We start from the raw sequence: 26,163 nt of genomic DNA, 5'->3' as shown, positions 1-26,163 counted from the left end.
CCTGGTCTTCGTCGCGGTCCACCACAGAAAGGAATCCCCGTGGAGGGACCTGACGTCATCAGCACCGAAGCCGTGATCGACAACGGCGAGCTCGGCAAGCACGTCGTACGCTTCGAGACCGGCCTGCTCGCCAAGCAGGCCGCCGGCTCGGCCACCGTCTACCTCGACGACGAGACGATGTTGCTCTCGGCCACCACCGCCAGCAACAAGCCGCGCGAGTCGATCGACTTCTTCCCGCTCACCGTCGATGTCGAGGAGCGGATGTATGCCGCGGGCCGGATCCCCGGCTCGTTCTTCCGCCGCGAGGGCCGCCCGTCCGAGGGCGCCATCCTCACCTGCCGGCTGATCGACCGGCCGCTGCGCCCGACCTTCGTCAAGGGCCTGCGCAACGAGGTCCAGGTGGTCGTGACCGTTCTCGCGCTCGAGCCGAACACGCTCTACGACGTCGTCGCGATCAACGCCGCGTCGTTGTCCACCCAGCTCTCCGGCCTGCCGTTCAACGGCCCGGTCGGCGGTGTCCGGGTTGCCCTGATCGGTGACCAGTGGGTCGGCTTCCCGACCGTCGAGCAATTGGAGGAGGCGGCCTTCGACATGGTCGTCGCCGGCCGCGTGCTGCCCGACGGCGATGTCGCGATCATGATGGTCGAGGCCGAGTCCACCGAGCAGACCTGGGACCTGGTCAAGAGCGGGCGTACCGCACCGACCGAGGAGGTCGTCGCCGCGGGCCTGGAGGCGGCCAAGCCGTTCATCAAGGCGCTCTGCGAGGCCCAGGCCGAGCTGGCCAGCAAGGCCGGCAAGCCGACCAAGGACTACCCGGTCTTCAGCGACTACGCCGACGATGCGTACGCCGCCGTCAGCCAGGACGCCTCCGACCAGCTCGCCCAGGTGATGACCATCGCCGACAAGGCCGAGCGGGAGACCGCCACCGAGGAGCTGCTCGGCCAGGTGCACGAGCGCCTGGACCCGCGCTTCGAGGGCCGGGAGAACGAGGTCACCGGCGCCTACCGCGCGCTGACCAAGAAGCTGGTCCGGCAGAAGGTGCTGGCCGAGCAGGTACGCATCGACGGGCGCGGGCTGCGCGACATCCGCACCCTGTCGGCCGAGGTCGGCGTGATCCCGCGGGTGCACGGATCGGCGCTGTTCCAGCGCGGCGAGACCCAGATCCTCGGCGTCTCCACGCTGAACATGCTGGACATGGAGCAGAAGCTCGACGTGCTCGGCCCGGAGACGACCAAGCGCTACATGCACAACTACAACTTCCCGCCCTACTCGACCGGCGAGACCGGCCGCGTCGGGTCGCCCAAGCGCCGCGAGATCGGCCACGGTGCGCTCGCCGAGCGCGCCCTCGTGCCGGTGCTGCCGACGCGGGAGGAGTTCCCCTACGCCATCCGCCAGGTCTCCGAGGCGCTCGGCTCGAACGGATCGACCTCGATGGGTTCGGTCTGCGCGTCCACGATGTCCCTGCTGAACGCCGGCGTGCCGCTGCGCGCCCCGGTGGCCGGTATCGCGATGGGCCTGATGAGCGGTGAGGTCGACGGCGAGCAGCGCTACATCGCGCTGACCGACATCCTCGGCGCGGAGGACGCGCTCGGCGACATGGACTTCAAGGTCGCCGGCACCAAGGACTTCATCACCGCGCTGCAGCTCGACACCAAGCTCGACGGTATTCCCGCCAGCGTGCTGGCCGAGGCGCTGAACCAGGCCAAGGAGGCCCGGTACACGCTGCTCGAGGTGATGAACGAGGCGATCGACGCTCCGGACGAGATGAGCCCCACCGCGCCGCGGATCATCTCGATCACCATCCCGGTGGACAAGATCGGCGAGGTGATCGGCCCGAAGGGCAAGATCATCAACCAGATCCAGGACGACACCGGCGCCAACATCTCGATCGAGGACGACGGCACGATCTACATCGGTGCCGCCGGCGGCGACGCCGCGGAAGCGGCCCGCGCCGCGATCAACGCCATCGCCAACCCGACGATGCCGGAGAAGGGCGAGCGCTACCTCGGCACGGTGGTGAAGACCACCAACTTCGGCGCGTTCGTGTCGCTGCTGCCGGGCAAGGACGGCCTGGTGCACATCTCCAAGCTGCGCGACCTGACCGGCGGCAAGCGCGTCGAGAACGTCGAGGACGTGCTCAGCGTCGGGCAGAAGCTGCAGGTCGAGATCGCCGACATCGACGATCGCGGCAAGCTGTCGCTGATCCCGGTCGTCGAGGGTGGCTCGGGCGAGGGCGAGGCCGCCCCGAAGTCCGACGAGCCCGCGGCGGAGTCGGCCCCGGCCGACCAGGAGTGACCCGAAACCCCACCGCTGCCGCTCGGCGGCACCGCGACGGCGAGATCCGCCGGACGGTGCTGCCGAGCGGTTTGCGTGTGATCACCGAGGCCATGCCCCGGACGGGATCGGTCGCCCTCGGTTTCTTCGTCGACGCCGGGTCCCGGCACGAGACCGCCCGTCAACACGGCGCGTCGCACTTCCTGGAACACGTCTTGTTCAAGGGTACGCCGACCCGCGGCGCGGAGCAGATCTCCGCCGAGATCGAAGGGGTGGGCGGCGAGATCAACGCCTACACCGCCAAGGAGCACACCTGCTTCCACGCCAAGGTGCTCGGCGCGGACCGCGAGCTGGCGGTCGAGGTCATGATCGACATGCTGGCCAACTCGTTGATCAGGAGCGAGGACCTGGAGGCCGAGCGCGAGGTGATCCTCGACGAGATCTCCATGCACGCCGACGATCCCGGCGAGTCCGCTCATGAACTGGTGTCCGCGGCGCTGTTCGACCGTGACCCGCTCGGCCGCCCGGTGATCGGCAGCGAGGAATCGATCATCGCCATGTCGCGGCGACAGGTGATCAACTACTGGCGCAAGTTCTACCGACCCTCGTCGATCGTGGTGAGTGCCGCGGGCCGGGTCGACCATGATCGACTCGTGGCCCAGCTGACCTCGTTCGCGACCAGCAGCCAGGTCCGGCCGAGCGCCACACCGGACCGCCGGCCGACCCGACCTCGGGCGGCCCGACCGGCGGTGATCAGCCGCTCCCGCTCGTTCGAGCAGTCCAGCGCGGTGCTCGGTTTCGGCGGGGTGGGCCGGTTCGACCCGCGGCGCCCCGCGCTGAACCTGTTGTCGGTGATCCTCGGCGGGGGGATGAGTTCGCGGCTGTTCGTCGAGGTCCGCGAGCGCCGGGGGTTGGCGTACGCCATCGACGCGGTCCAGGGCGCCTATTCCGATGCCGGGATGTTCACCGTCGAGTGGGCGAGCCATGCCGAGCGCGCCGGCGACATCCTCGCCGTCGTCCGCGACACCATCGCCGCCATTGTCGACTCCGGGGTCAGCGCCGCGGAGCTGGCCCGGGCGCAGGGTCAGGTGCGCGGCCAGACCGTGCTCGCCTACGAGGGCTCGACCTCCCGGATGAGCCGCAACGGCGCCGCGGAGCTGACCGGCGATGCCCGCACGGTCGAGGACTACCTGCGCAGCCACGACGAGGTCGGCCTCGACGATGTCACCACCGTCGCGCGCGAGCTGCTCGCCCAGCCGCCGGTGCTCGGCATCGTCGGTCCGCGGACCAACCGCCGCCGCCTCGACCGGATCGTCCAGCGCTGGGTGTCCTGACCCGGCCGCGACCACCGGCGAGCCCGTACGCTGGTCGGCGCGAGCGCACCGAACGGAAGGGGCAGGCATGAAGGTGGCGGTATTCGGCGCCGGCGGTCGGATGGGACGGGCGAGCTGTGACGCCGTCGAGGCGGCCGACGGGCTCGAGCTGGTCGCGCGGATCGACGCGGGCGACGACCGGGAGGCCGCGGCCGCCGCGCAGGTGGTGATCGACTTCACCCACCCCGATGCCGTGATGGACAACCTCGCCTGGTGCATCGACCGCGGGATCAGTGCCGTCGTCGGCACCACCGGCTTCACCCCCGAGCGGCTGGACCGGTTGCGCGGCCTGCTCGCCGACCGTCCGGAGGTGGGTGTGGTGATCGCCGCGAACTTCTCGGTCGGCGCCGTGCTGCTGATGCGGTTCGCCGAGCAGGCGGCCCGGTTCTACGAATCCGTCGAGGTGATCGAGCTGCACCACCCGGACAAGGCCGATGCGCCCTCGGGCACCGCGATCAGCACCGCCCGCCGGATCGCCGCTGCCCGCGCCGAGGCCGGCGTACCCGCCCCGCCGGATGCCACCGTGCACGAGCTGCCCGGCGCCCGCGGCGCCGATGTCGACGGCGTCCGGGTGCACGGGGTACGCCTGCGCGGGCTCGTCGCGCACGAGGAGGTGCTGTTCGGCGACCCGGGGGAGACGCTGACGCTGCGCCACGACTCCTTCGACCGCTCCTCCTTCATGCCCGGGGTGATCGCCGCCGTCCGCGCCGTGCCCGATCGGCCGGGTCTCACGGTGGGCATCGACGACATCCTCGGGCTCGGTCGATGAGGCGAGCCCTCGCCGTCGTCGTCTCGCTGTTGGTGATCGCCGGTCTGTTGGTCGGCGCCGACCGCGGCGCGGTCTGGCTGGTCGAACGCCAGCAGGCCGAGCAGATCGCGGCCGACTTCCGGGTCACCCCGCCGCCGCGGGTCAGCTTTGCCGGCGTACCGTTCCTGACCCAGCTCGCCGCCGGGCGGTTCGAGCGCGTCGACGTGTCGGCGGCGGAGTTCACCGTGCCGGACGGGGAACGCACCCTCACCCTGCGCCGCGTCGAGCTCGCGCTGACCGATGTGCGCGGCATCGAGGCGCCGGTGGTGTCCCGGCTGGACGGCTCCGGGACGCTCGACTGGGCCGGCGTCGGCGCGCTCGTCGGGCAACCCGTCAGCTATGCCGAACCGGGCCGGATCCGGGTCGACTACCGCGCCGAGGTGTTCGGCGCCAGCGTCACCGCACGCGTGACCGGTACGCCGCAGCTCGATGTCGCCACCCAGCGGCTGACGCTCGCCGACCCGGCCGTCGCCGTCGCCGACTACGAGCTTCCCTCCGGTGTCGCCCGCCAGCTCATCGAGCGGCTCGCCGGCCCGATCCCGTTGCAACTGCCGATGGGACTGCGGGCCGAACGGCTGCGGGCCGGCCCGGACGGGCTGGCCTTGGTGGTCTCCGGCACCGACGTGCCGCTCACCCCGCCCGCCTGAGGCCGCGACCCAGCGGGGCGGCTCAGCCGATCGCGGTGTGCAGGCGTACCTGCTTCAGGCGGTTCCCGGCTTCGGTGTCGCCCAGTTCGCGGTGCGCGCCGTCGGCCGCCCAGCCCGAGGCGGACAAGAACCCGCGCAGTACATCGTCGGTCGACCTGACCCAGATCCGGGCCAACCGGTAACCGTCGGCGCGCAGCGTGTCGACGGCGGCATTCACCAGCCGCGACCCGTGGCCCCGGCGCCGGCTCACCGGATCCACCACGAACTCCGCGACCTCGCCGTCGGTGGCCTCGTCGGCATCCGGATCCTGGGCCGGCATGGTTGCCGCGAACCCGGTGACCCGGCCGTTCGTGCCGTCGACGGCGACCAGCACGCGGCACTCCGCGAGCGGCGGACGGACGATCGCGCGACGCCAGATTTCCGCGGCGGCGTCCAGCGACGCCTCGGAAAGCATCGGCGCCGAAACCTCCGGCGGAAGATCCTCCTGCCAGGCGCGGCGCTGGATCGCGGCCAGTTGTTCGGCCTCGTCGGGCAGCGCCAGGCGTACCGAATCGGCCACCGGCTGGCCCGGGGTGGATGCTGACACAAGCCGCAGCCTAGGCGCCGACGATTCGGACCGATAAATTGCCTCCGCACGGTTGCCGAATCAGGGTCGTGCTGTGGCACACTAGGTCCAAGTCCGTGGCTGTTCGTCCCCCCCGAGCGAGCAGCCGCGGACTCTAGTTTTCTCCGGCCGTCGGCGGCGCGTCCGCCGCGGCGGCACCCGGCTCTCGCGCGCCGCGGGCGCCGCTGGAGTCCCTCCCGATACGCTCGCACCCATGAACTTTCCCGAGGTGATGAACCCGCCCAAGCTGGCGAGGGACACGCTGCGCGTGATCCCGTTGGGCGGCCTCGGCGATGTCGGCCGGAACATGACGATGTTCGAGATCAACGGCAAGATCCTGCTGGTCGACTGCGGCGTGTTCTTTCCCGAGGAGACCCACCCCGGGGTCGATCTGATCCTGCCCGGTCTCGACGTGTTGTCCGATCGGCTGGACGACATCGTCGGGCTGGTGCTCACCCACGGTCACGAGGACCACATCGGCGCGGTGCCGTTCCTGCTGAAGCAGCGCGAGGACATCCCGGTCTACGGCAGCCAGCTCACCCTCGGGCTGCTGGCCGAGAAGTTCCGGGAGCACCGGATCCGCAATGCCGACCTGCGGACGGTACGCGAGGGCGAGCGGGTCGACGTCGACGGCTACGGGCTCGAGTTTGTCGCCGTGAACCACTCCATCCCCGACGCGCTCGCCGTGGCGATCCGGACCGAGGCCGGGACCGTGTTGCACACCGGCGACTTCAAGATGGACCAGTTGCCGCTGGACGGTCGAATCACCGACCTGCGCGCCTTCGCCCGGCTGGGCGAGGAGGGCGTCGACCTGTTCCTGACCGACTCCACCAACGCGGAGGTGCCGGGCTTCACCACCCCCGAGAAGGACATCCAACCCGCCCTGGACCGGGTCTTCGCGACCTCGACCCAGCGGCTCGTCGTGGCCTGCTTCGCCTCCCATGTGCACCGGGTCCAGCAGGTGATGAACGCCGCCGCCCGCTACGGCCGCAAGGTTGCCTACGTCGGGCGGTCCATGATCAAGAACATGGGCGTTGCGGAGAAGCTCGGCTATCTCGATGTGCCCGAGGGCTTGTTGATCTCCGTGAAGGACGTCGAGAAGTACCGGCCCGACGAGGTCGTGCTGATCTCCACCGGCTCCCAGGGCGAGCCGCTGTCCGCGCTGTCGCGGATGGCGAGTCGCGAACACCCCTCGATCGAACTCACCGAGGGTGACACCGTGCTGCTGGCGTCGTCGCTCATCCCCGGCAACGAGAATTCCGTCTATCGCGTGATCAACGGGCTGACCCGGCTCGGGGTACGCGTGGTGCACAAGGGCAATGCGCTCGTCCACGTCTCCGGACACGCGTCGGCGGGGGAGTTGCTCTACTGCTACAACATCGTCCGGCCCCGCAATGTGATGCCGGTGCACGGGGAGGTACGCCACCTCATCGCCAACGGCGAGCTCGCGCAGGCCACCGGCGTACCGTCGGACCGGATCATGCTCGTCGAGGACGGCGGCGTCGTGGACCTCGCCGATGGCAAGGCCGAGGTCGTCGGGCGGGTCGACGCCCCCTACATCTTCGTCGACGGCACGATGCGCGGGGTCACCGAATCGCAGCTCTCGGACCGGCTGGTGCTCGGCGAGGAAGGCTTCATCTCCATCGTCGCCGTCGTCAACCTGCACGCCAAGAAGCTGATCAGCGGGCCCGAGATCCAGGCTCGTGGGTTCCTCGAGGGTGATCAGGACAAGATGTTCGACGGCATCCGCGCCGAGATCGCCGACGCCCTGCGCTCCGCGCTGGACGAGGGGGTGTCGGACACCTACCGGCTGCAGCAGGTCATCCGCCGCCGGATCGGACGCTGGGTCTCGGGCAAGATGCGCCGGCGGCCGATGATCGTGCCGGTGGTCGTCGCGACGTAGTTCTGGGTCGCCCTCCGGCTCCCGCGCGCCTCACCCGGCCCGGGGGTGGGGGTCTCAGTCCCGAGTCCTGTCGGCGAAGGCGGCCAGGGCCGGGCCGTCGAGACGGTAGGTCTCCCACTCGTCCTGGGACCGGGCGCCGAGGGAGCGGTAGAACCCGATCGAGGGTTGGTTCCACTTCAGGACACACCACTCCAGCCGGGTCAGCCCCCGGTCCTGACAGAGCTGGGCGAGGCGGCCGAGGAGTGCGGTGCCGGCCCCGGTGCCCCGATGCGCGGGATCGACGAACAGGTCCTCCAGCCAGATCCCGTTCTTCCCCGTCCATGTGGAGAACGAGTAGAACCAGATCGCGATGCCGATCACCGCACCCTCGACCTCGGCGACGAGACCGTAGACATGCGGCGCGCCATCCGACGGGAACATCACCGCGGCAAAATCCTGCTCCGTCGCCTCGACGGCGTCCGGTTCCTTCTCGTAGACGGCCAGGGCGTGAACGAGGCGGAGGATGTCGGGAAGGTCGTTCCGGGTTGCCTCACGGATGCTGGCGCTCATGGGTCAGGCAGTGTAGGCGCGCCGCGGGCATCGGCCCGGGCCGGCGCGGACAGCGAAGAGGCCCGATCCCCACGGGACCGGGCCTCTTGGCGGTGTCTGGGTCAGCGAGCGACCTTGCCCGCCTTCAGGCAGGAGGTGCACACGTTCAGCCGCTTCGGCGCACCGCCGACGACGGCGCGGACGCGCTGGATGTTCGGGTTCCAGCGACGGTTGGTCTTCTTCTTGGACCAAGGCTTGTTGTGGCCGAAGCCCGGGCCCTTGGCGCAAACATCGCACACGGCAGCCATGGAGCTCTCCTCGTCAGTCGTTTTCGCGCGTACCGGCCGGCCGCGCCCGCATGCGGGAGATCCCTCCCGCGGCGTGATGGTCTGTGGTCCCGGAGCCGGGAACCGGTCAATGATAGCCGAGGCCCGGCACGCCCGCCTAATCGAAGGGGCGGGCGCGCTAGGGCTCACTGGGCCGCTTCACGCAGGCGTCGGCGGCGAGTCGCCAGCGGCGGCGCCAGCGGGCGAGATGACGACACGCCGATTCCGCGGAATAATGCCCCGGAATCGGAGGTTCCCGCACTGATGACCCGTTGCGTTTTCTGGCGCCGCCTGCACATCGACCTGCGGCGCGTGGGCACGACCGGCTGTCGCTGAGTCCGGCGACGGCGCGCCTCGGCGTACCCCAACGACGTCCCCCATCCCCGATCCGGGCGCAGCCCGGAACCGATCGAACGGATTCCGCAATGTCCTTGTCCTCTGCTCCGAGCCAGCCACGGCGCCGGTTCCGTATCCCCTTCTGGGCCCAGGTCCTGCTCGGCCTGCTGCTCGGCGCCGCGTTGGGTCTGATCGCCCGGGTCTGGTCCGTTGACTGGCTGACCCAGACCCTGAGCACCATCGGCAGCACCTTCGTCCAGTTGCTCCGCGTGATCGTGGTGCCGCTCATCCTGACCGCGATCATCGTCTCGATCGCCAATCTCCGACAGGTCCAAAACGCCGCCCGGCTCGCGATCCAGACGCTGATCTGGTTCGCGATCACCTCGCTCATCGCCGTCGCCATCGGCATCGGCATCGGCCTGCTCACCAATCCCGGCGCGACCGCGACGATCCCGCTCGACAATGCCGCCGAGCCGTCGTCGACGGGAAGCTGGCTCGACTTCCTCGAATCGATCATCCCGGCGAACATCCTCGGCCTCGAGGCCTCCTCCGAGCTCGACGACGGATCGGTCGCCACCTCACTTTCCTTCAACGTGCTGCAGCTCGTCGTGCTCGGCATCGTCCTCGGCGCCGCGGCGCTCGCGGTCGGCGACCGGGCCAAGGCCTTCATCGACTTCAACCGCTCGGTGCTGGAGATCACGCAGAAGATCACCTGGTGGGTGATCAAGCTCGCCCCGATCGGCTCCGGCGCCCTGATCGGGCGCGCGATCGCCGCCTACGGCTGGGACCTGGTCGCCCCGCTTGCGGTGTTCACCGCCGACGTCTACATCGGCTGCCTGATCGTCCTGCTGCTCGTCTACCCGGTGTTGATCAAGGTCCACGGCCTGAGCGTGCGGCGCTTCGCCGCCGGCGTGTGGCCGACCACCCAGTTCGGTTTCGTGTCGCGTTCCTCGGTGGGCACCTTGCCGATCACCCGGCAGTCGGTACGCCGGCTCGGCGTCCCCGACGAGTACGGCTCCTTCGCCGTGCCCTTCGGCGCCACCACCAAGATGGACGGCTGCGCCGCGATCTACCCGGCCCTCGCGGCGATCACCGTGGCGCAGCTCTTCGGCGTACCGCTCGATGTCACCGACTATCTGCTGATCGCGTTCGTCTCGGTCGTCGGATCGGCGGCCACCGCGGGCCTGACCGGAGCGATCGTGATGCTCAGCCTCACGCTCTCCACGCTCGGCCTGCCCCTGGAGGGCGTCGGCCTGCTGATCGCGATCGACCCGATCCTCGACATGATCAGGACCGCCACCAATGTCACCGGCCAGGCGCTGGTCCCGGTGATCGTGGCCAAGCGGAACGGCATCCTCGACCGCGACGTCTACGACGGACGCCGGCTGCTGGACGACGACCCCGAGGCCGCCGAGGCGCCCGCCGCCCAGGCCGCCTGAGCCGACCGGCCGGGTGCCCGCGCGGCGGCGCGGGCACCCGCCGCGGTCGGGCCGGCCGACTACGCTGACCGGCATGTCCGACCCGCCCGTCTCCGAGGCCGGTTCCGCCGGTCCGGCGACCTCGCGCACCGACGCGTACCGTCGGTTGAACAAGCGAGCCGTCTCGGTGCTCGGCGACAAGTCGCGCAAACCGTTGGACAAGCTCGGCATCGTCACGCTCGGCGACCTGGTCCGCCACGTTCCCCGCCGCTACCTGAACAGCAACCGGCTCAGCGACTTCTCCGCGCTGCGGGTCGGCGAGGACACCATCGTCGCCGCCGATGTGACCAGCGCCAAGATCACCGGCCAGCCGCCGAAGACCCGTCTGGAGGTGAAGATCACCGACGGCAGCGGTTTCCTCCGGCTGACCTTCTTCGGCCGCAGACCGCTGCTCGAGCACTGGGCACGCCAGCTCCAACCCGGCACCCGCGCCGTGTTCTCCGGCAAGGTGGGGGAGTTCCGCGGCGAGCCGCAGCTCACCCACCCCGACTACGCCGTCGTCGACGAGCACGGCTTCGAGCGCAAGGGCGCGCGCGGCCAGGCACTGGCCAACAAGGGCGGCCGCGGGCTGGCCGGCGTCGCGCGCCAGGGCGGGCTGATCGGCATCTATCCCGGCACCGCATCGCTGGGGCCGTTCGAGCTGGCCGACTTCCTCACCCTGACCCTGCACGAGCTCGGCGACATGCCCGACCCGCTGCCGGAGTGGATCCGCCGTACCGCCGACGTGCCGGAGCTCTACGACGCCATCGAGCAGGTGCACGCCCCCCGCGATCTCGACGCCGCCCGGGCAGGCCTGCGGCGGCTGCGCTTCGACGAGGCGCTGGCCTTCCAACTCGCGATGGCGTACCGCCGACGGCGCGCCGCCGCCGAACCCGGCACCGCCCGCGAGCGGCGCCCGGGCGGCCTGCTCGACGCCTTCGACGCGCGGCTGCCGTTCACGCTCACCGACGGGCAGGCCGAGGTCAGCGAACAGATCTTCGCCGACCTGGCCCGGACCGTGCCGATGCAACGGCTGCTGCAGGGCGAGGTCGGCTCGGGCAAGACCTTGGTCGCGCTGCGCGCGATGCTGGCCGTGGTCGATGCGGGCGGCCAGGCGGTGCTGCTGGCGCCGACCGAGGTGCTCGCCCGGCAGCATCACGCGACGATCGTGGCGATGCTCGGCGATCTTGCCGAGGCCGGCCAACTGACCGCCGCCGAACAGGCCACCCGCGTCGAGCTGCTGACCGGGTCGATGACCGCGGTACGCAAGCGCAACGCGAGTCTGCGGGTGGCCTCCGGCGAGGCCGGCATCGTGATCGGCACCCACGCCCTGCTCACCGACACCGTCCGGTTCGCCGATCTGGGCCTGGTCGTCGTCGACGAGCAGCACCGCTTCGGGGTCGAGCAGCGCGCGGCCCTCGGGGCGAAGGCGGAGCGGCAACCGCACGTCCTGGTGATGACCGCGACCCCGATCCCGCGGACGGTCGCGATGACTGTGTTCGGCGACCTGGAGATCTCCACGCTGACCGAGCTGCCGGCGGGCCGCGCCGACGTGCAGACCGTGGTCGTCGACGAGCAGGCCCATCCGGCGTGGGTGGACCGCGCCTGGCAGCGGATCCGGGAGGAGGTCGCCGAGGGGCGGCAGGCTTTCGTGGTCTGCCCGCGGATCTCCGAATCCGACCGGTCGGCCGAGTCCGCGCCCGGCGGCGACTCCCGGACGGTGCTGGACACCTACGCCGAGCTGACCGAGGGCCCGCTCGCCGACCTACGGGTCGCGATGCTGCACGGACAGATGCCGAGCGAGGAGAAGGACGAGACGATGCGCGCATTCGCCGCGGGCGAGCTCGACGTGCTGGTCGCCACCACGGTGGTCGAGGTCGGCGTCGATGTGCCGAATGCGTCGGTGATGGTGATCTGCGATGCCGACCGGTTCGGGATCTCCCAGTTGCACCAGCTCCGTGGCCGCATCGGCCGCGGCGCGCACCCCGGCGTCTGTCTGCTGCTCACCGCCGCCGGCACCGAGGCGGCGTCCTGGGAGCGGCTGCAGGCCATCGCCGCCACCCGGGACGGGTTCGCGCTAGCCGATGCCGATCTGGCGCAGCGCCGCGAGGGCGACGTGCTCGGCGCCAGCCAGGCCGGCGCGCGGTCCAGCCTGCGGCTGGTCCGGGTGATCGACCACGCCGAGGAGATCGCGCTGGCCCGCGACATCGCCGGCCGCGTGGTTGCCGACGACCCCGACCAGACCGACGACGGTATCGCCGACCTGGTCGCCCAGGTCGAGCGGCTGGCCGACGCGGAATGGCTGGACCGCGGATGACGCGGCTGATCGCCGGGCGGGCCGGGGGCCGCCGGATCGCGGCACCGGGTGGCGCCGACACCCGGCCCACCACCGACCGGGTCCGCGAGGCCGTCTTCTCGGCGCTCGCCGCGTGGGCCGGCACCGCCGGCGAGGCACCGGACGCCGCACTCGCGGGCCTCGGCTTCTGCGATCTGTACGCCGGTTCGGGCGCGATGGCGCTGGAGGCGGCCAGCCGCGGCGCGGCGCCCGTGCTGGCGATCGAGGCGGCGCGCCCGGCGGCCGAGATCATCCGGCGCAATGCCCGCGAGGTCGGGCTGGCCGTCACCGTGTCGGCCCAGCGGGCCGAGACCGCGCTGCAGCGCCCGGCCGGGTGTGGTTACGACATCGTCTGGGCCGACCCGCCCTATGCGCTGGACAGCGCGGACCTCGACCGGGTGATCGGCGCCGCGGTCGCGAACGGCTGGCTGGTCCCGGACGGTCTGCTGGCGATCGAGCGCTCCTCGCGTACCCCCGACCCACGCTGGCCGCCGGGCTTCGAGCACTGGTCGCGCCGCTACGGTGAGACCACCATCCACTACGCCCAGCGTGGCCCCGATCCGGCGCCCGCGGAGAGGGACGCGTGATCGCCATCTGCCCCGGGTCGTTCGACCCGCTCACCTATGGTCATCTCGACATCATCGGCCGCGCCGCCCTGCTGTTCGACCGGGTGATCGTGGGCGTCGGCCGCAACCGCGCCAAGAACGCGCTCTTCGAGCCCGCCGAGCGACGCGAGATGATCATCGAGGCGCTCGCCGCGGAGCTGCCGGACGCGTCCGTGGAGGTACGCCTGATCGACGGCCTGCTGGTCGACTACTGCGCCGAGCACGGCATCGATGTCGCCGTGAAGGGGGTACGCCTGGCCGCCGACTTCGACTACGAGCTGCAGATGGCGCAGATGAACCGCCGGATGTCGGGGCTGGAGACGATACTGTTGCCGACATCGGCGGAGTACGGCTACATCTCGTCCACGCTGGTGCGCGATGTCGCCCGATTCGGCGGCGAGATCGATGAGTTCGTGCCGCCGCTGATCGCCGCCCGGGTGGCCGCGGCGGGCGGGGCCTGACCCGGCGGGACGGCAGGGCCGCAGGCCCCTCGTTTTGCCTGTCCGCGGGGCCGCCGGGTAAGGTGGGCAGCCGGTCATGTCGCTGTTCCGGTTGCGGTGCATTCGAAGGGGTTTTGTCATGTCTTCGTCGCGTCGGCATCCCGATCCACGTTCCGGGCTCGTTCTCGACACCCACGACCTGCATCGGCAGGCGGGTGTCATGCGCGAGGTGCGCGAGCGGGTGGAGGCGCCGGAGGGGCTGGGCAACGACGTGATCGGCGTCCCGACCGGGGCCCCGATCGACCTGGAGCTGCGGCTGGAGGCCGTCGTCGAGGGAGTCCTCGTGACGGGGGAGGCACGCTTCGAGGCGACGGGCCAGTGCGGGCGCTGTCTGGAGCCGGTGACCGAGCAGGTGGTGATCGACATCCAGGAGCTCTACGTCTACCCGGGCAACGAGGCCGACGGTGAGGATGCCAGCCGATTGGACGGCGAGCTGGCCGATCTCGAGCCGTTGGTGCGGGACGAGGCGCTGTTGGAACTGCCGTTCATGCCAGTCTGCCGGGCCGACTGCGCCGGGTTGTGCCCCGATTGCGGGGCGAACCTGAACGCCGACCCGGGGCACGACCACGGCCCGAGCACGGACCCGCGATGGGCGGGCCTGTCCGGGTGGGGCGAGCGCGGACCGGCGGACAACTGAACCACCGTCGCCGGACGGAACCGGCGCCGAAGCAACACCCGGCCGCACCCGCGGTCGTGATCGAGGAGAGACAACGTGGCTGTTCCCAAGCGGAAGATGTCCCGGAGCAACACCCGGCACCGTCGCGCCCAGTGGAAGACGTCGGCACCGACCCTGGTGACCTGCGCCAACCCGGCCTGCGGTGGCAAGCACCTGCCGCACACCGCTTGCCCGGAGTGCGGTCAGTACGGTCCGCGCGGGAACCGTCGCCAGGTCTTCGAAGCCTGAGCACTCGGGAAATCGGGGTTCCCGGAGTGCCGAAGCTTGACCAGGTCTGTGCCGACCTCGGCGTCGTGATGGACGCCGAGTTGCGCACGTTGGCCCTCACTCACCGGTCGTTCGCCTACGAGAACGGCGGCCTGCCGACGAACGAGCGGCTGGAGTTCCTGGGGGACGCCGTTCTCGGTCTGATCGTCACCGAACATCTGTACGCCACGCATCCCGAGGTGTCCGAGGGCAGCCTCGCGAAGCTGCGTGCCGCCGTGGTGAATGCGCGCGCCCTCGCCGAGGTGGCCCGCGAGCTCAGCCTCGGCGCGGAGGTCCGGCTCGGTCGCGGTGAGCTGGGGACCGGCGGCCAGGACAAGCCGTCGATCCTCGCCGACACGCTGGAGGCGATCATCGGCGCCATCTACCTGGTGCACGGCGCAGACGGTGCGTCGCGCTTCGTGCATCACCTGTTCGACCCGCTGATGAGCCGTGCTGCGAAGCTGGGCGCCGGCCTGGACTGGAAGACGAGCCTGCAGGAGCTCGCCGCAGGCACCGGCCACGGTGCGCCGTGGTACGGGGTGACCGAGTCCGGGCCCGACCACGACAAGCGGTTCGAGGCGCACGCCCATGTCGGCGAACTCACCTTCGGTCCGGGGGTGGGCCGCAGCAAGAAGCAGGCCGAACAGGAGGCCGCCAGCATCGCGTTCGCCGCGATGAAGCACATGTCGGAGGCCGCGCCGCGCCGTGCCGCGCTCGACGACGAGCCGGTCGGCTTCCTCGACGACTGATGCCGGAGCTACCCGAGGTCGAGGTGGTCCGTCGGGGGCTCGCGGCCGCTCTGACGGGTCGGCGGATCAGCCGGGTCGACGTGCTGCACCCCCGGCCGGTGCGCCGTCATCCCGACGGCCCGGAGGGCTTCGCGGCGGCGCTGACCGGGCGTACCTTCGCCGAGCCGCGCCGCCGCGGCAAGTATCTGTGGCTGCCGCTGACCGACGGCGATGCCGTGCTCGCTCACCTGGGGATGAGCGGGCAGTTCCGCCTCGACCCGCCGGGCGCGCCCGATGTGCGCAATACCCGGATCCGGTTCGCCTTCGCCGACGCCGGCCGCGAGGTGCGCTTCGTCGACCAGCGGATGTTCGGCGGTCTGTCGCTCGCGCCGGGCGGCGCGGAGCTGCCCGCCGAGATCGCGCACATCGGGCGTGACCCGTTCGACCCGGAGTTCGATCTCGACGAGTCGGTACGCCGGATCCGGCGGCGGCGTACCGGTATCAAACGCGCCCTGCTGGACCAGACGCTCGTCTCCGGCATCGGCAACATCTATGCCGACGAGGCGCTGTGGCGCGCGAGGCTGCACTACGACCGGCCGGCGGAACGGCTGTCCGCGGCTCGGGTGCGGGAGTTGCTGGGCCACGCCCATGACGTGATGGCCGGCGCGCTCGCCCAGGGCGGGACGAGCTTCGACGAGCTGTACGTCGACGTCAACGGCTCGTCCGGACGAATGACATTGGATGTATACGGGCGGGAAGGTCGCCCGTGCAAGCGCTGCGGCACCCCGATCGTGCGCGAGCGATTCATGAACCGCTCCAGCCACTTTTGCCCAGTCTGCCAGCGGAAACGCTAGCCGAACGCTCGCGTTCAACCCAACCACGAGTGATAATCCGACCTCTGTCATGACGGATCGTCAGGCGGCTCAGTCGAGCTGTCGACGCCAGAACGGGTCGTCTGCCCAGTCGTCGGGGATGCCCATGCCACGCAGGTTCATCGCGGGGCGGGAGTCGACCAGTTCGTGAAGTCGCCGCGCCCAGCCGCTGCGCGGGGAGATCGTTTCCAGGACCGTCTGCAGGGAGACGAGGACGGGGTAGAGCCGCTTCCTCGATCTCTCGGGCAGCGCTTCGGTTCCTTCGAGCCAGGACACGATGGGCGAGTTCGGGATCGCCGGGTAGACGCCGAGGCCGACGTTCCACAGTCGGCCGTGGTGGGCGCAGACGTTGCGAACGCGGACGTAGGTCTGCATCCAAGACTCGAGCACGGGCGCTGTCAGGCCGATGCTCCGGGCGACGGCGGTCCGATCAGAGCGGCGCTTCAGATTCCGGTACCCGCTAGTGAGCTGTCCGACGGTGAGGGTCTCGACCATGAGCCAGGACGGCGGCAGCTCGGGTGAGCCGTAGGTGGTGAGGTAGTGCTCGAGCGCCGAGCGGTGGACCAGCGAGTCCTCCCCGGCGTCCGGGGTGCCGCGGAGCCGCTCGTCGCAGGTGTCCCTGACGATCTTCAGAAGTCCCGCATGCTTGCCGCGGTCGCGGAAGTGTGAGGCGTCCATGTACCAGTGCGGGTCGTCGTAGACCGTCGACATGTGATCGGTCAGCGCCGCGCGCACGGCGACCTCGACGCGCTCGAGGGCGTCGATGACCACCGAGCGCAGCGCCCGGTCGAAAACGTAGAGGTCGAGCACGTCGTCGAACGACGTCCCATCTCGCAGGCGATGCTCCGGTCCGGCCGTCTGAAACGGGATCGTGTAGGGGGAGAGGCGGTAGTATCCGATGTGGCGCAGGTGCCGCAGCGCCCGGTCCCGGTTGACGATGACCAGTCCGCGGTCGGCGAGGCGGTCGACGAGATCTTCCAGCTCCATTGGCGGCTTGTCGTAGCTCAGCGTTCCGCGCGGGCGGGGCGCGCGGCGCGGCTGCGGCATCGACGCTCCCTCCTCTATGCGGGCAGAGAAAATCCCCCAAGTGCGCATCGTGGAGAGGCGTGGGGGATGTAGTGCCCTCAGGCTACCACGGACGGGTCGAGGCGTCGACCGTGCGCGTCTGTCGGCCGACGAGCACCACCACCTTGCGGCCCGGTGCGTAGCCGGAGTCGTGAGGTTCAAGAAGTCGTCGCGGGTGCGCGCCGCTCGATGAGCACGGTGTCCCGCCACTGGCCGGCGAGCGGCCCGCACGGCATCAGCCCGATCCGCTCGCGGCGTCCGACGACCCTGAATCCGGCGCTCTGGTGGAGTTTCAGGCTGGCGGCGTTCTCGGGGAAGATCGAAGACTGGACCGTCCAGACGCCTGATCGGTCGGCGACGGCGAGGAGGTCTCCGAGCAGCTGCGATCCGACGCCGCGCCCGGCCGCGTGAGGGGCGACGTAGACCGAGTGCTCGACGACGCCCCGGTAGACGGGGCGGGCCGAGACGGGTCCGGCGGCGGCCCAGCCGAGCACGCGGTCATCACCGTCGACGGCGACGAGCATGAGGTCGGGACGCTTGCCGGACGCGAACGCGTGCCAGTCCGGCGGGGGCTCGGCTTCGAAGGTGGCGTGGCCGGTGGCGATGCCTGCGCGGTAGATGGCCTCGACGGCGGGCCAGTCGGCCGGCGTCATGGGCCTGGTCGCCAGCGGCTCCATCAGGCGTTGAGCGCCTTGGCTGCGGCGGCGAGGGTGTCGATGGTGGGGCGGTAGTAGGCCCAGCGGCCGCGCTGCTCGCGGGCGACGAGCCCGGCCTCGACGAGCAGCTTCATGTGGTGGGAGACGGTGGGCTGGGAGAGCCCGACGGGCTCGGTGAGGTCGCAGACGCACATCTCGCCGTCGCTGCTGCCGGCGATGAGGGACATGAGCTTGACCCGGGTGGGGTCGCCGAGGGCCTTGAACACCTTCGCGAGGTCGTGGGCGAGGCCGTCGTCGATCGTCTCGCCGAGGACGCAGCAGGGCGCGACGTCGGCCGTGGCCTCGGTGGCGGGAGGAGTGCTCATGCCTCCATTCTGCCTCACGTATTGACATCTGTCGATACGTGAGGCAGGCTCGACACATCGAAGAACGTCAATACGTGGAGGTTGCAGTGAATCCCGTCATCGTCATCGGAGCCGGCCCGCAGGGTCTGGCCGCCGCCGCCCACCTGCTCGAGCGCGGGCTGGAGCCGCTGGTCCTGGAATCGGGCGACACCCCGGCGTCGGCTGTCACGGAGTGGGGCCATGTGCGCCTGTTCTCGCCGTGGTCGGAGCTCACCGATCCCGCGGCCCGCCGCCTGCTCGAGCCCTCCGGCTGGAGCACGCCTGACAAGGACTACCCGACGGGCGCGCAGTGGGTCGAGGGCTACCTCGCCCCGCTCGCCGAGGCGCTGGGCGACCGCGTCCGGTACGGCTCGCGCGTGGTCGGGGTGGGCCGGAAGGGCCGCGACCTCTCGGTCGACGCCGGTCGGGCCGAGCAGCCGTTCGTCGTCCACGTCCGCCGCGCCGACGGGAGCCAGGAGCGGTTCGAGGCGCGTGCGGTGATCGATGCCTCGGGCACCTGGCGGGCCCCGAGCCCGGCGGGCGCGGACGGGCTGCCTGCCCTGGGCGAGGTCGACGCGGTCGAGGCCGGTCTGCTCGGCCATCGCACGCCGAGCCGGGATGAGGCTGCAGCCCTCGCCGGGAAGCACGTCGTGGTCGTCGGCAGCGGGCACTCGGCAGCGACCGCCATCGGTGACCTCGCGGCGGTGGTGCGCCGCGAGCCGGGCACCCGGGTGACGTGGGCGCTGCGCCGCGGCTCCGTCGGCAACGCGTTCGGCGGCGGGCCCGCCGACGAGCTGCCCGAGCGCGGTGCCCTGGGCCAGCGGGCGAGGAAGGCCGTCGAGGACGGCCTCGTCGACCTGGTCACCGGGTTCCGCACCGAGGAAGTGCGGATCGAGGACGGCCGGGCGGTCCTGGTCGCCGAGGACGGCCGCCGGCTCGCTCCCGCGGACCGGGTGGTCGTCGCGACCGGGTTCCGCCCGGACCTGTCGTTCCTGTCCGAGGTGCGCCTGGACCTGGACGTGCGGCTGCAGGCCCCGGCGAAGCTCGCCGCCGAGGTCGACCCGAACGTCCACTCCTGCGGCTCGGTGCGCGCCACGGGCGCGGCCGACCTCGCCCACCCGGAGCCCGGCTTCTACATCGTCGGAGCGAAGTCCTACGGCCGCGCTCCGACGTTCCTGGCGATGACCGGGTACGAGCAGGTCCGCAGCGTGGCCGCCGAGCTCGCCGGTGACCACGACGCCGCGTCGCGGGTGGAGCTGGAGCTGCCCGACACCGGGGTGTGCGGCGGGTCGGGCCTGTTCGACGCGCCCGAAGAGGCGTCGTCCGGCGGCTGCTGCGCGCCCGCGCCGCAGCTGATCCAGCTCGGCACGAGGACGGCGGGATGAGCCGCGGCCGCCTGATCGTCGTCGGCGGCGGCCAGTCCGGGCTGGCCGCCGCCCGTGCCGGGCTCGTGAACGGCTGGGAGCCGGTCCTCATGGAGGCCGGGCCGGAGCCGGTCGGGTCCTGGCCGCGCTACTACGACAGTCTGCGCCTGTTCTCCCCGCGCGGCTACAGCGCCTTCCCCGGCCACCCATTTCCCGGCGACCCGGACGGCTACCCGGGCCGCGACGAGGTCGTCGACTACCTCCGCGGCTATGCCCGCAGTCTTGATGTCGAGATCCGAACCGGGGCTCGGGTCGTCGGCGTGGCCGCGGACGGCCTCTCGTTCATGGTCGAGCTGGCCGACGGGAGCAGGTTCGAGGGGTCCGCGCTGATCGCCGCCTCGGGCTCGTTCGGCAACCCGCACGTGCCGACGATCCCCGGTCAGAGAGCCTTCGGCGGCCGGGTCCTGCACGTGGCCGACTACCGGTCCCCGGAGGAGTTCTCGGACCAGCGGGTCGTGGTCGTCGGCGCGGGCAACTCCGCCGTCCAGGTCGCCCACGAGCTCGCCGACCACGCCAGGACGTCGCTGGCGGTGCGGGACCGGGTCCGGTTCGCGCCGCAGGTCATCGCCGGAAAGGATCTGCACTGGTGGTTGAAGGTGACCCGCGCCGACCTGCTGCCGCCGTCGGTCCTCGCCCGGATCGTCACCGGCACCCCAGTGATCGGCACCGACAAGTACCGGAAGGCGCTGGAGGCGGGACGCCCCGACCAGCGGCCCATGTTCGCCGAGTTCGCCTCCGACGGTGTCGTGTGGCCGGACGGCTCGCGGGAGCAGGTCGACGCGGTGGTGTTCGCGACCGGTTACCGGCCGCATCTGCCGTACCTGCGTTCCCTCGGCGTCCTCGACGAAGCCGGCATGCCGAGACATGACCGTGGGGTCGCGACCGGCCTGCCGGGTGTGGGTTTCCTCGGTCTGGAGTTCCAGCGCTCGTTCTCCTCGAACACGCTGCGCGGGGTCCACCGCGACGCCGACTACGTGGTCACGGCTCTGGCCGGGCAGCCGCGGGGTGCCGCCGTTGCCTGAGCTGGCGACGCGCCCAGCGCTGGGGACGGTGCTGGCGGCGCTGTGCGTGACCGAGATCGCCTCCTGGGGCCTGCTCTACTACGCCTTCCCCGTCCTCGCCCCGCGGATCAGCGCCGACACTGGCTGGTCGCCGGTCGTCGTCGCCTCGGCATTCTCGGCCGCGCTGGTCGTCTCGGCGCTGGCCGGGGTGCCGGTCGGCCGGGTCATCGACCAGCACGGGCCGCGCCGCATCATGTCCGCCGGCTCGATCCTCGGCGTCCTCGCCCTCGTGGTGATCGCCGTCTCGCCGGAACTGCCGGTCTTCATCGGTGGCTGGGTGCTGGCCGGGGCCGCGATGGCCGGGGTGCTCTACCCGCCGGCTTTCGCCGCGATCACCGGCTGGTTCTCGGGTCGACGCCTGGGTGCGCTGGCGACGCTCACCCTGGTCGCTGGCCTGGCCAGCACGGTGTTCGCTCCGCTGACCGCGACCGTCGGCGCGCACGTGGGCTGGCGGGCGACCTACCTGTGGGCGTCGGTCGTCCTCGCCGTGCTCACGGTCCCGGCTCACTGGTTCCTCCTGCGTCGGCCCTGGCCCGCGAAGCAGCACCCCGAGGAACCCGCCGTCGACCGCGCCCACGCAACGGAGGTCCTGCGCAGCGCACGGTTCCGGCTGCTCGCAGCGGGACTCACCCTGGTGTCGCTGGCGATGTACTCCGGACTGCTCGCCCTGGTCCCGCTCATGCTCGAGCGCGGCCTGACCGCGCAGTCCGCGGCATGGGTGTTCGGCCTCGGCGGCATTGGCCAGGTCGCCGGCCGCCTCGTCTACACCGGTCTGGCGCGCCGCGTCCCGCTGACCGCGCGCACCGCGACGGTGTTCGTCCTGGTGTCGGCGAGCACGCTCGCCCTCGCCGTCGTACCGGGCCCGGTCGGCCTGCTGGTCGCGGCGGCGATGGCCGCCGGGATCGGGCGCGGGATCGCGACGCTGCTGCAGGCGACCGCGATCACCGACCGCTGGGGCCCGCGCGCCTACGGCCACCTCTCCGGCGTCCTGGGCCTGCCGGTGCTGCTGGCCACAGCCCTCGCCCCGTTCGCCGGCGCGGTGCTGGCCGAGGCGACCGGCGGCTACGCGCACGCGTTCCTCGTCCTCGCCGCCCTGGCAGCGGTCGGGACGGTGCTCATGATCGCCAGCTCACGCACCCAGGCTCCCCGCCGGGCGGAGGCCACGGCCGAGCAGACGGCGTGACCCGGGTTCAGGCCTTCGACGAGACGACCAGATCTGAGAGGAGGCCGCGGGCCTTCTCGGCGAGTTCGTCGCGGATCAGACGCATCCGCTCCTCGCCCTCGATCCCGCGGTCTGACGGCTCGTGGATGCTCCAGGTCTCGATGGTCCCGGCCATCCCCGGCGCGGGCTCGACGACGGCCTCGTCGCCGATGACGACGACGCGGTCCACGGTGCGCAGCAGGGCCGGGTCGATCGGCTTGGGGTGCTCGCCGGCCATGCTCGCCCCGACCTCCGCGACCGAAGCAGCGGACAGCGCATTGAGCGACGCCCCTGGGGCCGTGCCCGCGGAGTAGACCTCGACGGCGTCGCCGGCGATCTGGCGCATGAGGGCGGCGGCCATCTGCGACTTCCCGCCGTTCTTCTTGCAGACGAACAGCACCGCCGGCACCTGCCCGCGTTCCTCCTGCTCGGCGGGCGCGAGCAGTTCGTCGACCAGCTTCTCGATGCGGGCGCGGATCTCGTCTCGGATCGGGCGGACGGCGTCGATGCCCTGGCCGGCGGGGTCGTCGAGGGTCCAGTCCTCGTAGCGCTTGCCGGGGTAGAAGGGGCAGGTGTCGCCGCAGCCCATGGTGATCACGACGTCGGAGTCCTGCACCGCTTCGGTGGTGAGGATCTTGGGCTGCTCCGCGGCGATGTCGATGCCCACCTCGGCCATCGCTTCGACGGCGACCGGGTTGATCTGATCGGCGGGCATCGAGCCCGCCGATCGGACCTCGATGCGGTCGCCGGCGAGGCGGCGGAGCCAGCCGGCGGCCATCTGGGAGCGGCCGGCGTTGTGGACGCAGACGAAGAGGACGGAGGGCTTCGGATCGGTCATGTTCGGTCCTGTTCTTTCAGTCGGTGAGGGCGGCGATGAGCGTGCGGACGCGGCGCTCGATGTCGTCGCGGATCGCTTCGACTCCTTCGGGCGAGGCCAGGGCGGGGTCGCCGACGGCCCAGTCCTCGTAGCGGACGCCGGGGATGATCGGGCAGACGTCGCCGCAGCCCATGGTGACGACCACGTCGGCGGCGCGGACGGCGTCGTCGGTGAGGGGCTTCGGGAAGGCTCGGTCGGCTTCCTGCCCGCCCTCGATCTCGGCGAGCAGCGACCGGACGTGCGGGTGCACGTCCGCCGCCGGCGTCGACCCCGCCGAGCGCGCGATCACCCTGCCTCCGGCGAGCCGGTTGACGATCGCCGCGGCCAGTTGGGAGCGGCCGGCGTTGGCGACGCACACGAACAGCACCTGCGGCCGGCCTGCCTCCCGGTCTCGCGTCAGGTCGGCCAGGCGCTGGCGGGCGAAGCGCTCGGTGAGCGGGATCATGTGCTGGGTGAGCTTGGCCGAGCGGGCGAGGCCCGCGTAGGACTCGCGCACGATCGCGATCACGAGGTCGCGGTCCAGGCCGGCCGTCTCGTCGGCCAGCTCCTCGCCCAGGCGGGTGACCCGGCCGTCCATGTCCGGCAGCGTCTGAGCGCGGGCCTCCGCATTCTCGGGGGCGTCGGCGACCGCGGCGGGGGCGAACGCGTCGAGCAGCGCGGAGACGGCGCGCCGCCTCGCCGGGGCGATCCGGTACCAGACCCAGGTGCCACGGCGCTCCGACAGCAGCAGCCCGGTCTCCTTGAGCACCTTCAGGTGATGGGAGACCGTCGGCTGGGACACGTCGGCGAGCTCGGCGAGATCGCACACACAGGACTCGCCGCGGGGATCGGTCGCGATAGCGGACAGCATCCGCAGCCGCAGCGGCTCCGCCAGCGCCTTCAGCGCGCCGGCCACGGTCGTCGCGGCTTCCTGGCCGATCGCGTGCGTCGTGGACGGCGCGCAAGCCTCGGAACCGGTGACGGCTTCGGCGGTGGTCATGATGCACTCGATTCGGCGTAGGGGTCGGTGCGGAACCAGGCCTTTGCGCCCCAGAGGGACACGTAGACGAGGCCGACGAGCACCGGCACCTCGATCAGGGGCCCAACGACGCCGGCCAGCGCCTGCCCGGACGTGGCACCGAACGTGCCGATGGCGACGGCGATGGCGAGCTCGAAGTTGTTGCCCGCCGCGGTGAACGCGAGCGTGGTCGACCGGGCGTAGCCCAGGCCGAGGCCGCGGCCGAGCAGCATCCCGGCCAGCCACATGATCGCGAAGTAGGCCAGCAACGGCAGCGCGATCCGGGCGACGTCCAGCGGGTTGGAGGTGATCGCCTTCCCTTGCAGGGCGAACAGCAGCACGATCGTGAACAGCAGGCCGTAGAGCGCCCACGGCCCGATCACCGGCAGGAACTTCTCCTCGTACCAGTCCCGTCCGCGGCGCTTCTCGCCGATCCACCGCGACGCGAACCCGGCGACGAGCGGGACGCCGAGGAACACCAGCACGTTGAGCGCGATCTGCCCCACCGACACGTCCAGCCCCTGCGTGTCCAGGCCCAGCCAGCCGGGCAGGACAGTGAGGTAGAACCAGCCCAGGACGGAGAACATCACGACCTGGAAAACCGAGTTGATCGCCACCAGCACCGCGGTGGCCTCGCGATCCCCGCAGGCCAAGTCGTTCCAGATCACGACCATCGCGATGCACCGGGCCAGGCCGACGATGATCAGCCCGGTCCTGTACTCGGGCAGATCCGGCAGCAAGACCCAGGCGAGGGCGAACATGACCGCCGGGCCGACGAGCCAGTTCAGCACCAGCGAGGAGACCAGCAGCTTCCTGTCGCCGGTGACGGCGGCGACCCGGTCGTAGCGGACCTTCGCGAGCACCGGGTACATCATCACCAGCAGCCCCAGCGCGATCGGCACCGAGATCCCGCCGACCTCCATCCGGGACAGCAGCCCGGACAGCCCCGGGACAAGACGGCCCAGCAGCAGGCCGGCGACCATCGCCAGGCCAATCCAGGCGGGCAGCCACCGATCCAAGGTCGAGAGCCGTCGGGTCGCCGGGGACGCAGCGGTCACTGCTTGATTAGACATGCCTCTATATTGAAGCGCGTCGAATCAAATGGCAAATCGCTGCGCGTTCTGGTCGGCAATCTGCCTTGCGCGTGGAGCGGCAGGGCATCTGGTGACGGCATCCTCGTGGGCGTGTGCCCGGCTGCCGTGTCCGCGCCGGCTCGTCGTGTCCGCCAGCGCCGTTCCCGAGCGGCGTCTCGGCGAGACGCGGGCGGTCATCGATCCGCGCCGGCTGCTCGGCGTCGGTGTGCCGCTGGGTCCTGTGCGGCCCGCGTGGTCCGGGACGGACGGCAGTCGGCGTCCTGGGTTCGGCGGTGCGCCCCGGCTATTGCGGCCGCGGCGACGGCCAGGACGACTGCGATCCCCGCGGCGACGGTCCAGGGGCTGCGCAGGTGGCCGCCGATCCCGGCGAGCGCCCCTCCGGCGAGGACGAGCGGCAGTCCGCAGCAGAGCACCACGAAGAGAACCGCGCCGTCCGCCATCAGCAGCCCGCCGCCCGGTCGATCATCCGGTCGGCGCATTTGTCTTGCATTCTCGTGGCTGGGTCGTGATCAACAGCATGGGTGGACGCTGCGTCCGCCGGTGGCCCTTTCGGGGCCGTCCAGGAAAGCGGAGGCGAGTGCGGAGCCGAGCCAGTGGGCTTCTGCGACGGTGACGACCTGGCCGTCGGGGTGCTCGGCGAGCCATTCCTCGGCGTCCTCGGGCGAGGCGAAGTAGTGCACCTGGTTGCAGAAGGAGGAGCGGATCGAGGCGAAGCGCTCGGGGTCGATGAGGGACACCACGGCGGTGGCGGGCTCGACGCGGGTGACGCCTGCGGCGGGGTCGACAGTCACCCGGACGGTCTGGCCGCTGGTCGGCGAGGTCGACTCGATGCGCGCCGGGCGTGCGAGCAGGGCTGGGAAGGCCAGGGTGTCCAGGGCGCACCAGGTGTACAGGTCGTTCCCGTCGACGGCGAACCGGTGGACGGTGGGGCGCAGGGTGAGGCCCTGGCCGACGATCCGGTCCTGTTCGTCGTACTCGGTGTCGGGGACGAGCGCCAGGCCTGCGCGCACGTCGTCCTCGCTGCGGCCGGCCGCGTCGGCGAGGTCCTCCACCGCGAGTGGATGCCCTTCGACGAGCAGCCTCAGCAGCGGCACGAGCAGGCCGGCGTCGAGCCCGGACTCCTCGGTGCGGACGAGCCGGTCGGCCAGGCCTCCTGCCAGGTCGGTGGTGCGGTCGGTCATCGCGAT

25 protein-coding genes and 2 pseudogenes are annotated in these 26,163 nt (G+C 71.4%); 16 read left to right on the top strand and 11 right to left on the bottom strand.

Features of this window, described 5'->3' with window-relative positions:
- The first annotated feature begins 39 nt into the window (after positions 1-39).
- The 4 genes from ACXDC7_RS13335 to ACXDC7_RS13320 all read left to right on the top strand — a co-directional run bounded on the left by ACXDC7_RS13335 (position 40) and on the right by ACXDC7_RS13320 (position 5,102).
- Positions 40-2,295 (top strand): polyribonucleotide nucleotidyltransferase, encoded by a 2,256-nt coding sequence (locus tag ACXDC7_RS13335; RefSeq protein WP_459222406.1) that lies wholly within the window; start codon positions 40-42, stop codon positions 2,293-2,295.
- On the top strand, positions 2,292-3,608 hold the full coding sequence (locus ACXDC7_RS13330; RefSeq protein WP_459222405.1) for a M16 family metallopeptidase: 1,317 nt from the start codon (positions 2,292-2,294) through the stop codon (positions 3,606-3,608). The genes ACXDC7_RS13335 and ACXDC7_RS13330 overlap by 4 nt, the downstream gene beginning before the upstream one ends.
- 67 nt (positions 3,609-3,675) lie before the next feature.
- On the top strand, positions 3,676-4,416 hold the full coding sequence (gene dapB, locus ACXDC7_RS13325; RefSeq protein WP_179445977.1) for a 4-hydroxy-tetrahydrodipicolinate reductase: 741 nt from the start codon (positions 3,676-3,678) through the stop codon (positions 4,414-4,416).
- Positions 4,413-5,102, top strand: coding sequence for an LmeA family phospholipid-binding protein (locus tag ACXDC7_RS13320; protein ID WP_459222404.1), 690 nt, complete (start codon positions 4,413-4,415; stop codon positions 5,100-5,102). The genes dapB and ACXDC7_RS13320 overlap by 4 nt, the downstream gene beginning before the upstream one ends.
- 22 nt (positions 5,103-5,124) lie before the next feature.
- On the opposite strand, the gene ACXDC7_RS13315 is transcribed toward ACXDC7_RS13320, so the two are convergent.
- Positions 5,125-5,688: a GNAT family N-acetyltransferase gene (locus tag ACXDC7_RS13315; protein WP_179445979.1), complete on the bottom strand. Its 564-nt coding sequence runs from the start codon at positions 5,686-5,688 to the stop codon at positions 5,125-5,127.
- A gap of 250 nt (positions 5,689-5,938) precedes the next feature.
- Between ACXDC7_RS13315 and ACXDC7_RS13310 the strand changes: the two genes are divergently transcribed.
- Positions 5,939-7,609 (top strand): ribonuclease J, encoded by a 1,671-nt coding sequence (locus tag ACXDC7_RS13310; RefSeq protein ID WP_179446629.1) that lies wholly within the window; start codon positions 5,939-5,941, stop codon positions 7,607-7,609.
- Positions 7,610-7,663: 54 nt separating this feature from the next.
- Here ACXDC7_RS13310 and ACXDC7_RS13305 read toward each other — a convergent pair whose 3' ends face one another.
- The gene (locus ACXDC7_RS13305) at positions 7,664-8,158 is read right to left on the bottom strand and encodes an N-acetyltransferase family protein (protein WP_459222403.1); all 495 of its coding nucleotides are present in this window, start codon (positions 8,156-8,158) and stop codon (positions 7,664-7,666) included.
- 101 nt (positions 8,159-8,259) lie between these two features.
- Positions 8,260-8,445: a 50S ribosomal protein L28 gene (rpmB, locus tag ACXDC7_RS13300; RefSeq protein ID WP_179445981.1), complete on the bottom strand. Its 186-nt coding sequence runs from the start codon at positions 8,443-8,445 to the stop codon at positions 8,260-8,262.
- 443 nt (positions 8,446-8,888) lie between these two features.
- Here rpmB and ACXDC7_RS13295 point away from each other — a divergent pair, with 443 nt between their 5' ends.
- From ACXDC7_RS13295 to mutM, 8 genes are all read left to right on the top strand, one after another.
- Positions 8,889-10,238, top strand: a complete 1,350-nt coding sequence (locus ACXDC7_RS13295; RefSeq protein WP_459222402.1) for a dicarboxylate/amino acid:cation symporter — start codon at positions 8,889-8,891, stop codon at positions 10,236-10,238.
- A gap of 73 nt (positions 10,239-10,311) precedes the next feature.
- Positions 10,312-12,573, top strand: coding sequence for an ATP-dependent DNA helicase RecG (locus ACXDC7_RS13290; protein ID WP_459222401.1), 2,262 nt, complete (start codon positions 10,312-10,314; stop codon positions 12,571-12,573).
- Positions 12,570-13,178: an RsmD family RNA methyltransferase gene (locus ACXDC7_RS13285; RefSeq protein ID WP_459222400.1), complete on the top strand. Its 609-nt coding sequence runs from the start codon at positions 12,570-12,572 to the stop codon at positions 13,176-13,178. Before ACXDC7_RS13290 ends, ACXDC7_RS13285 begins: the two co-directional genes overlap by 4 nt.
- On the top strand, positions 13,175-13,657 hold the full coding sequence (coaD, locus tag ACXDC7_RS13280; protein ID WP_459222399.1) for a pantetheine-phosphate adenylyltransferase: 483 nt from the start codon (positions 13,175-13,177) through the stop codon (positions 13,655-13,657). Before ACXDC7_RS13285 ends, coaD begins: the two co-directional genes overlap by 4 nt.
- 118 nt (positions 13,658-13,775) lie before the next feature.
- Entirely contained in the window at positions 13,776-14,333 is a 558-nt protein-coding gene (locus ACXDC7_RS13275) for a YceD family protein (protein ID WP_459222398.1), read from the top strand.
- A gap of 75 nt (positions 14,334-14,408) precedes the next feature.
- Positions 14,409-14,600, top strand: a complete 192-nt coding sequence (gene rpmF, locus ACXDC7_RS13270; RefSeq protein WP_179445987.1) for a 50S ribosomal protein L32 — start codon at positions 14,409-14,411, stop codon at positions 14,598-14,600.
- Between the two features lie 68 nt (positions 14,601-14,668).
- Positions 14,669-15,367 (top strand): ribonuclease III, encoded by a 699-nt coding sequence (gene rnc / locus ACXDC7_RS13265; RefSeq protein WP_218844199.1) that lies wholly within the window; start codon positions 14,669-14,671, stop codon positions 15,365-15,367.
- Positions 15,367-16,200: a bifunctional DNA-formamidopyrimidine glycosylase/DNA-(apurinic or apyrimidinic site) lyase gene (gene mutM / locus ACXDC7_RS13260; RefSeq protein WP_179445988.1), complete on the top strand. Its 834-nt coding sequence runs from the start codon at positions 15,367-15,369 to the stop codon at positions 16,198-16,200. The genes rnc and mutM overlap by 1 nt, the downstream gene beginning before the upstream one ends.
- 69 nt (positions 16,201-16,269) lie before the next feature.
- Here the strand turns inward: mutM and ACXDC7_RS13255 are convergent, their stop codons facing one another.
- The 3 genes from ACXDC7_RS13255 to ACXDC7_RS13245 all read right to left on the bottom strand — a co-directional run bounded on the left by ACXDC7_RS13255 (position 16,270) and on the right by ACXDC7_RS13245 (position 18,304).
- Positions 16,270-17,313: an Abi family protein gene (locus tag ACXDC7_RS13255; RefSeq protein ID WP_235945285.1), complete on the bottom strand. Its 1,044-nt coding sequence runs from the start codon at positions 17,311-17,313 to the stop codon at positions 16,270-16,272.
- Positions 17,314-17,441: 128 nt separating this feature from the next.
- Complete coding sequence (locus ACXDC7_RS13250) at positions 17,442-17,960, bottom strand: GNAT family N-acetyltransferase (RefSeq protein WP_029144379.1); 519 nt, start codon at positions 17,958-17,960, stop codon at positions 17,442-17,444.
- Positions 17,960-18,304: an ArsR/SmtB family transcription factor gene (locus ACXDC7_RS13245; protein ID WP_029144378.1), complete on the bottom strand. Its 345-nt coding sequence runs from the start codon at positions 18,302-18,304 to the stop codon at positions 17,960-17,962. The genes ACXDC7_RS13250 and ACXDC7_RS13245 overlap by 1 nt, the downstream gene beginning before the upstream one ends.
- Before the next feature lie 74 nt (positions 18,305-18,378).
- Here ACXDC7_RS13245 and ACXDC7_RS13240 point away from each other — a divergent pair, with 74 nt between their 5' ends.
- Genes ACXDC7_RS13240 through ACXDC7_RS13230 form a run of 3 tightly spaced genes read left to right on the top strand, consistent with a single transcriptional unit; the run spans position 18,379 to position 21,990 of the window.
- On the top strand, positions 18,379-19,707 hold the full coding sequence (locus ACXDC7_RS13240) for an NAD(P)-binding domain-containing protein (protein ID WP_029144377.1): 1,329 nt from the start codon (positions 18,379-18,381) through the stop codon (positions 19,705-19,707).
- On the top strand, positions 19,704-20,768 hold the full coding sequence (locus ACXDC7_RS13235) for a flavin-containing monooxygenase (RefSeq protein ID WP_029144376.1): 1,065 nt from the start codon (positions 19,704-19,706) through the stop codon (positions 20,766-20,768). Before ACXDC7_RS13240 ends, ACXDC7_RS13235 begins: the two co-directional genes overlap by 4 nt.
- Positions 20,761-21,990: an MFS transporter gene (locus ACXDC7_RS13230; RefSeq protein ID WP_207947907.1), complete on the top strand. Its 1,230-nt coding sequence runs from the start codon at positions 20,761-20,763 to the stop codon at positions 21,988-21,990. Before ACXDC7_RS13235 ends, ACXDC7_RS13230 begins: the two co-directional genes overlap by 8 nt.
- A gap of 7 nt (positions 21,991-21,997) precedes the next feature.
- On the opposite strand, the pseudogene ACXDC7_RS13225 reads toward ACXDC7_RS13230, so the two are convergent.
- The 5 genes and pseudogenes from ACXDC7_RS13225 to merB form a co-directional block, all read right to left on the bottom strand.
- A pseudogene (locus ACXDC7_RS13225) lies at positions 21,998-22,396 on the bottom strand (arsenate-mycothiol transferase ArsC); the annotation flags it as partial.
- Positions 22,397-22,450: 54 nt separating this feature from the next.
- Positions 22,451-22,846: pseudogene (locus ACXDC7_RS13220) on the bottom strand (arsenate reductase ArsC); the annotation flags it as partial.
- 16 nt (positions 22,847-22,862) lie between these two features.
- Positions 22,863-23,864, bottom strand: a complete 1,002-nt coding sequence (locus tag ACXDC7_RS13215; RefSeq protein ID WP_029144374.1) for a metalloregulator ArsR/SmtB family transcription factor — start codon at positions 23,862-23,864, stop codon at positions 22,863-22,865.
- Complete coding sequence (gene arsB, locus ACXDC7_RS13210; RefSeq protein ID WP_036283238.1) at positions 23,861-24,955, bottom strand: ACR3 family arsenite efflux transporter; 1,095 nt, start codon at positions 24,953-24,955, stop codon at positions 23,861-23,863. Before arsB ends, ACXDC7_RS13215 begins: the two co-directional genes overlap by 4 nt.
- A gap of 530 nt (positions 24,956-25,485) precedes the next feature.
- Positions 25,486-26,157 (bottom strand): organomercurial lyase MerB, encoded by a 672-nt coding sequence (merB, locus tag ACXDC7_RS13205; protein ID WP_459222397.1) that lies wholly within the window; start codon positions 26,155-26,157, stop codon positions 25,486-25,488.
- Positions 26,158-26,163 lie beyond the last annotated feature (6 nt).

The sequence above is a fragment of the Naumannella huperziae genome (assembly GCF_054073625.1).
The sequence above is the reverse complement of the archived record's forward strand: the minus strand, read 5'-3'. Positions and strand labels throughout refer to the sequence as shown.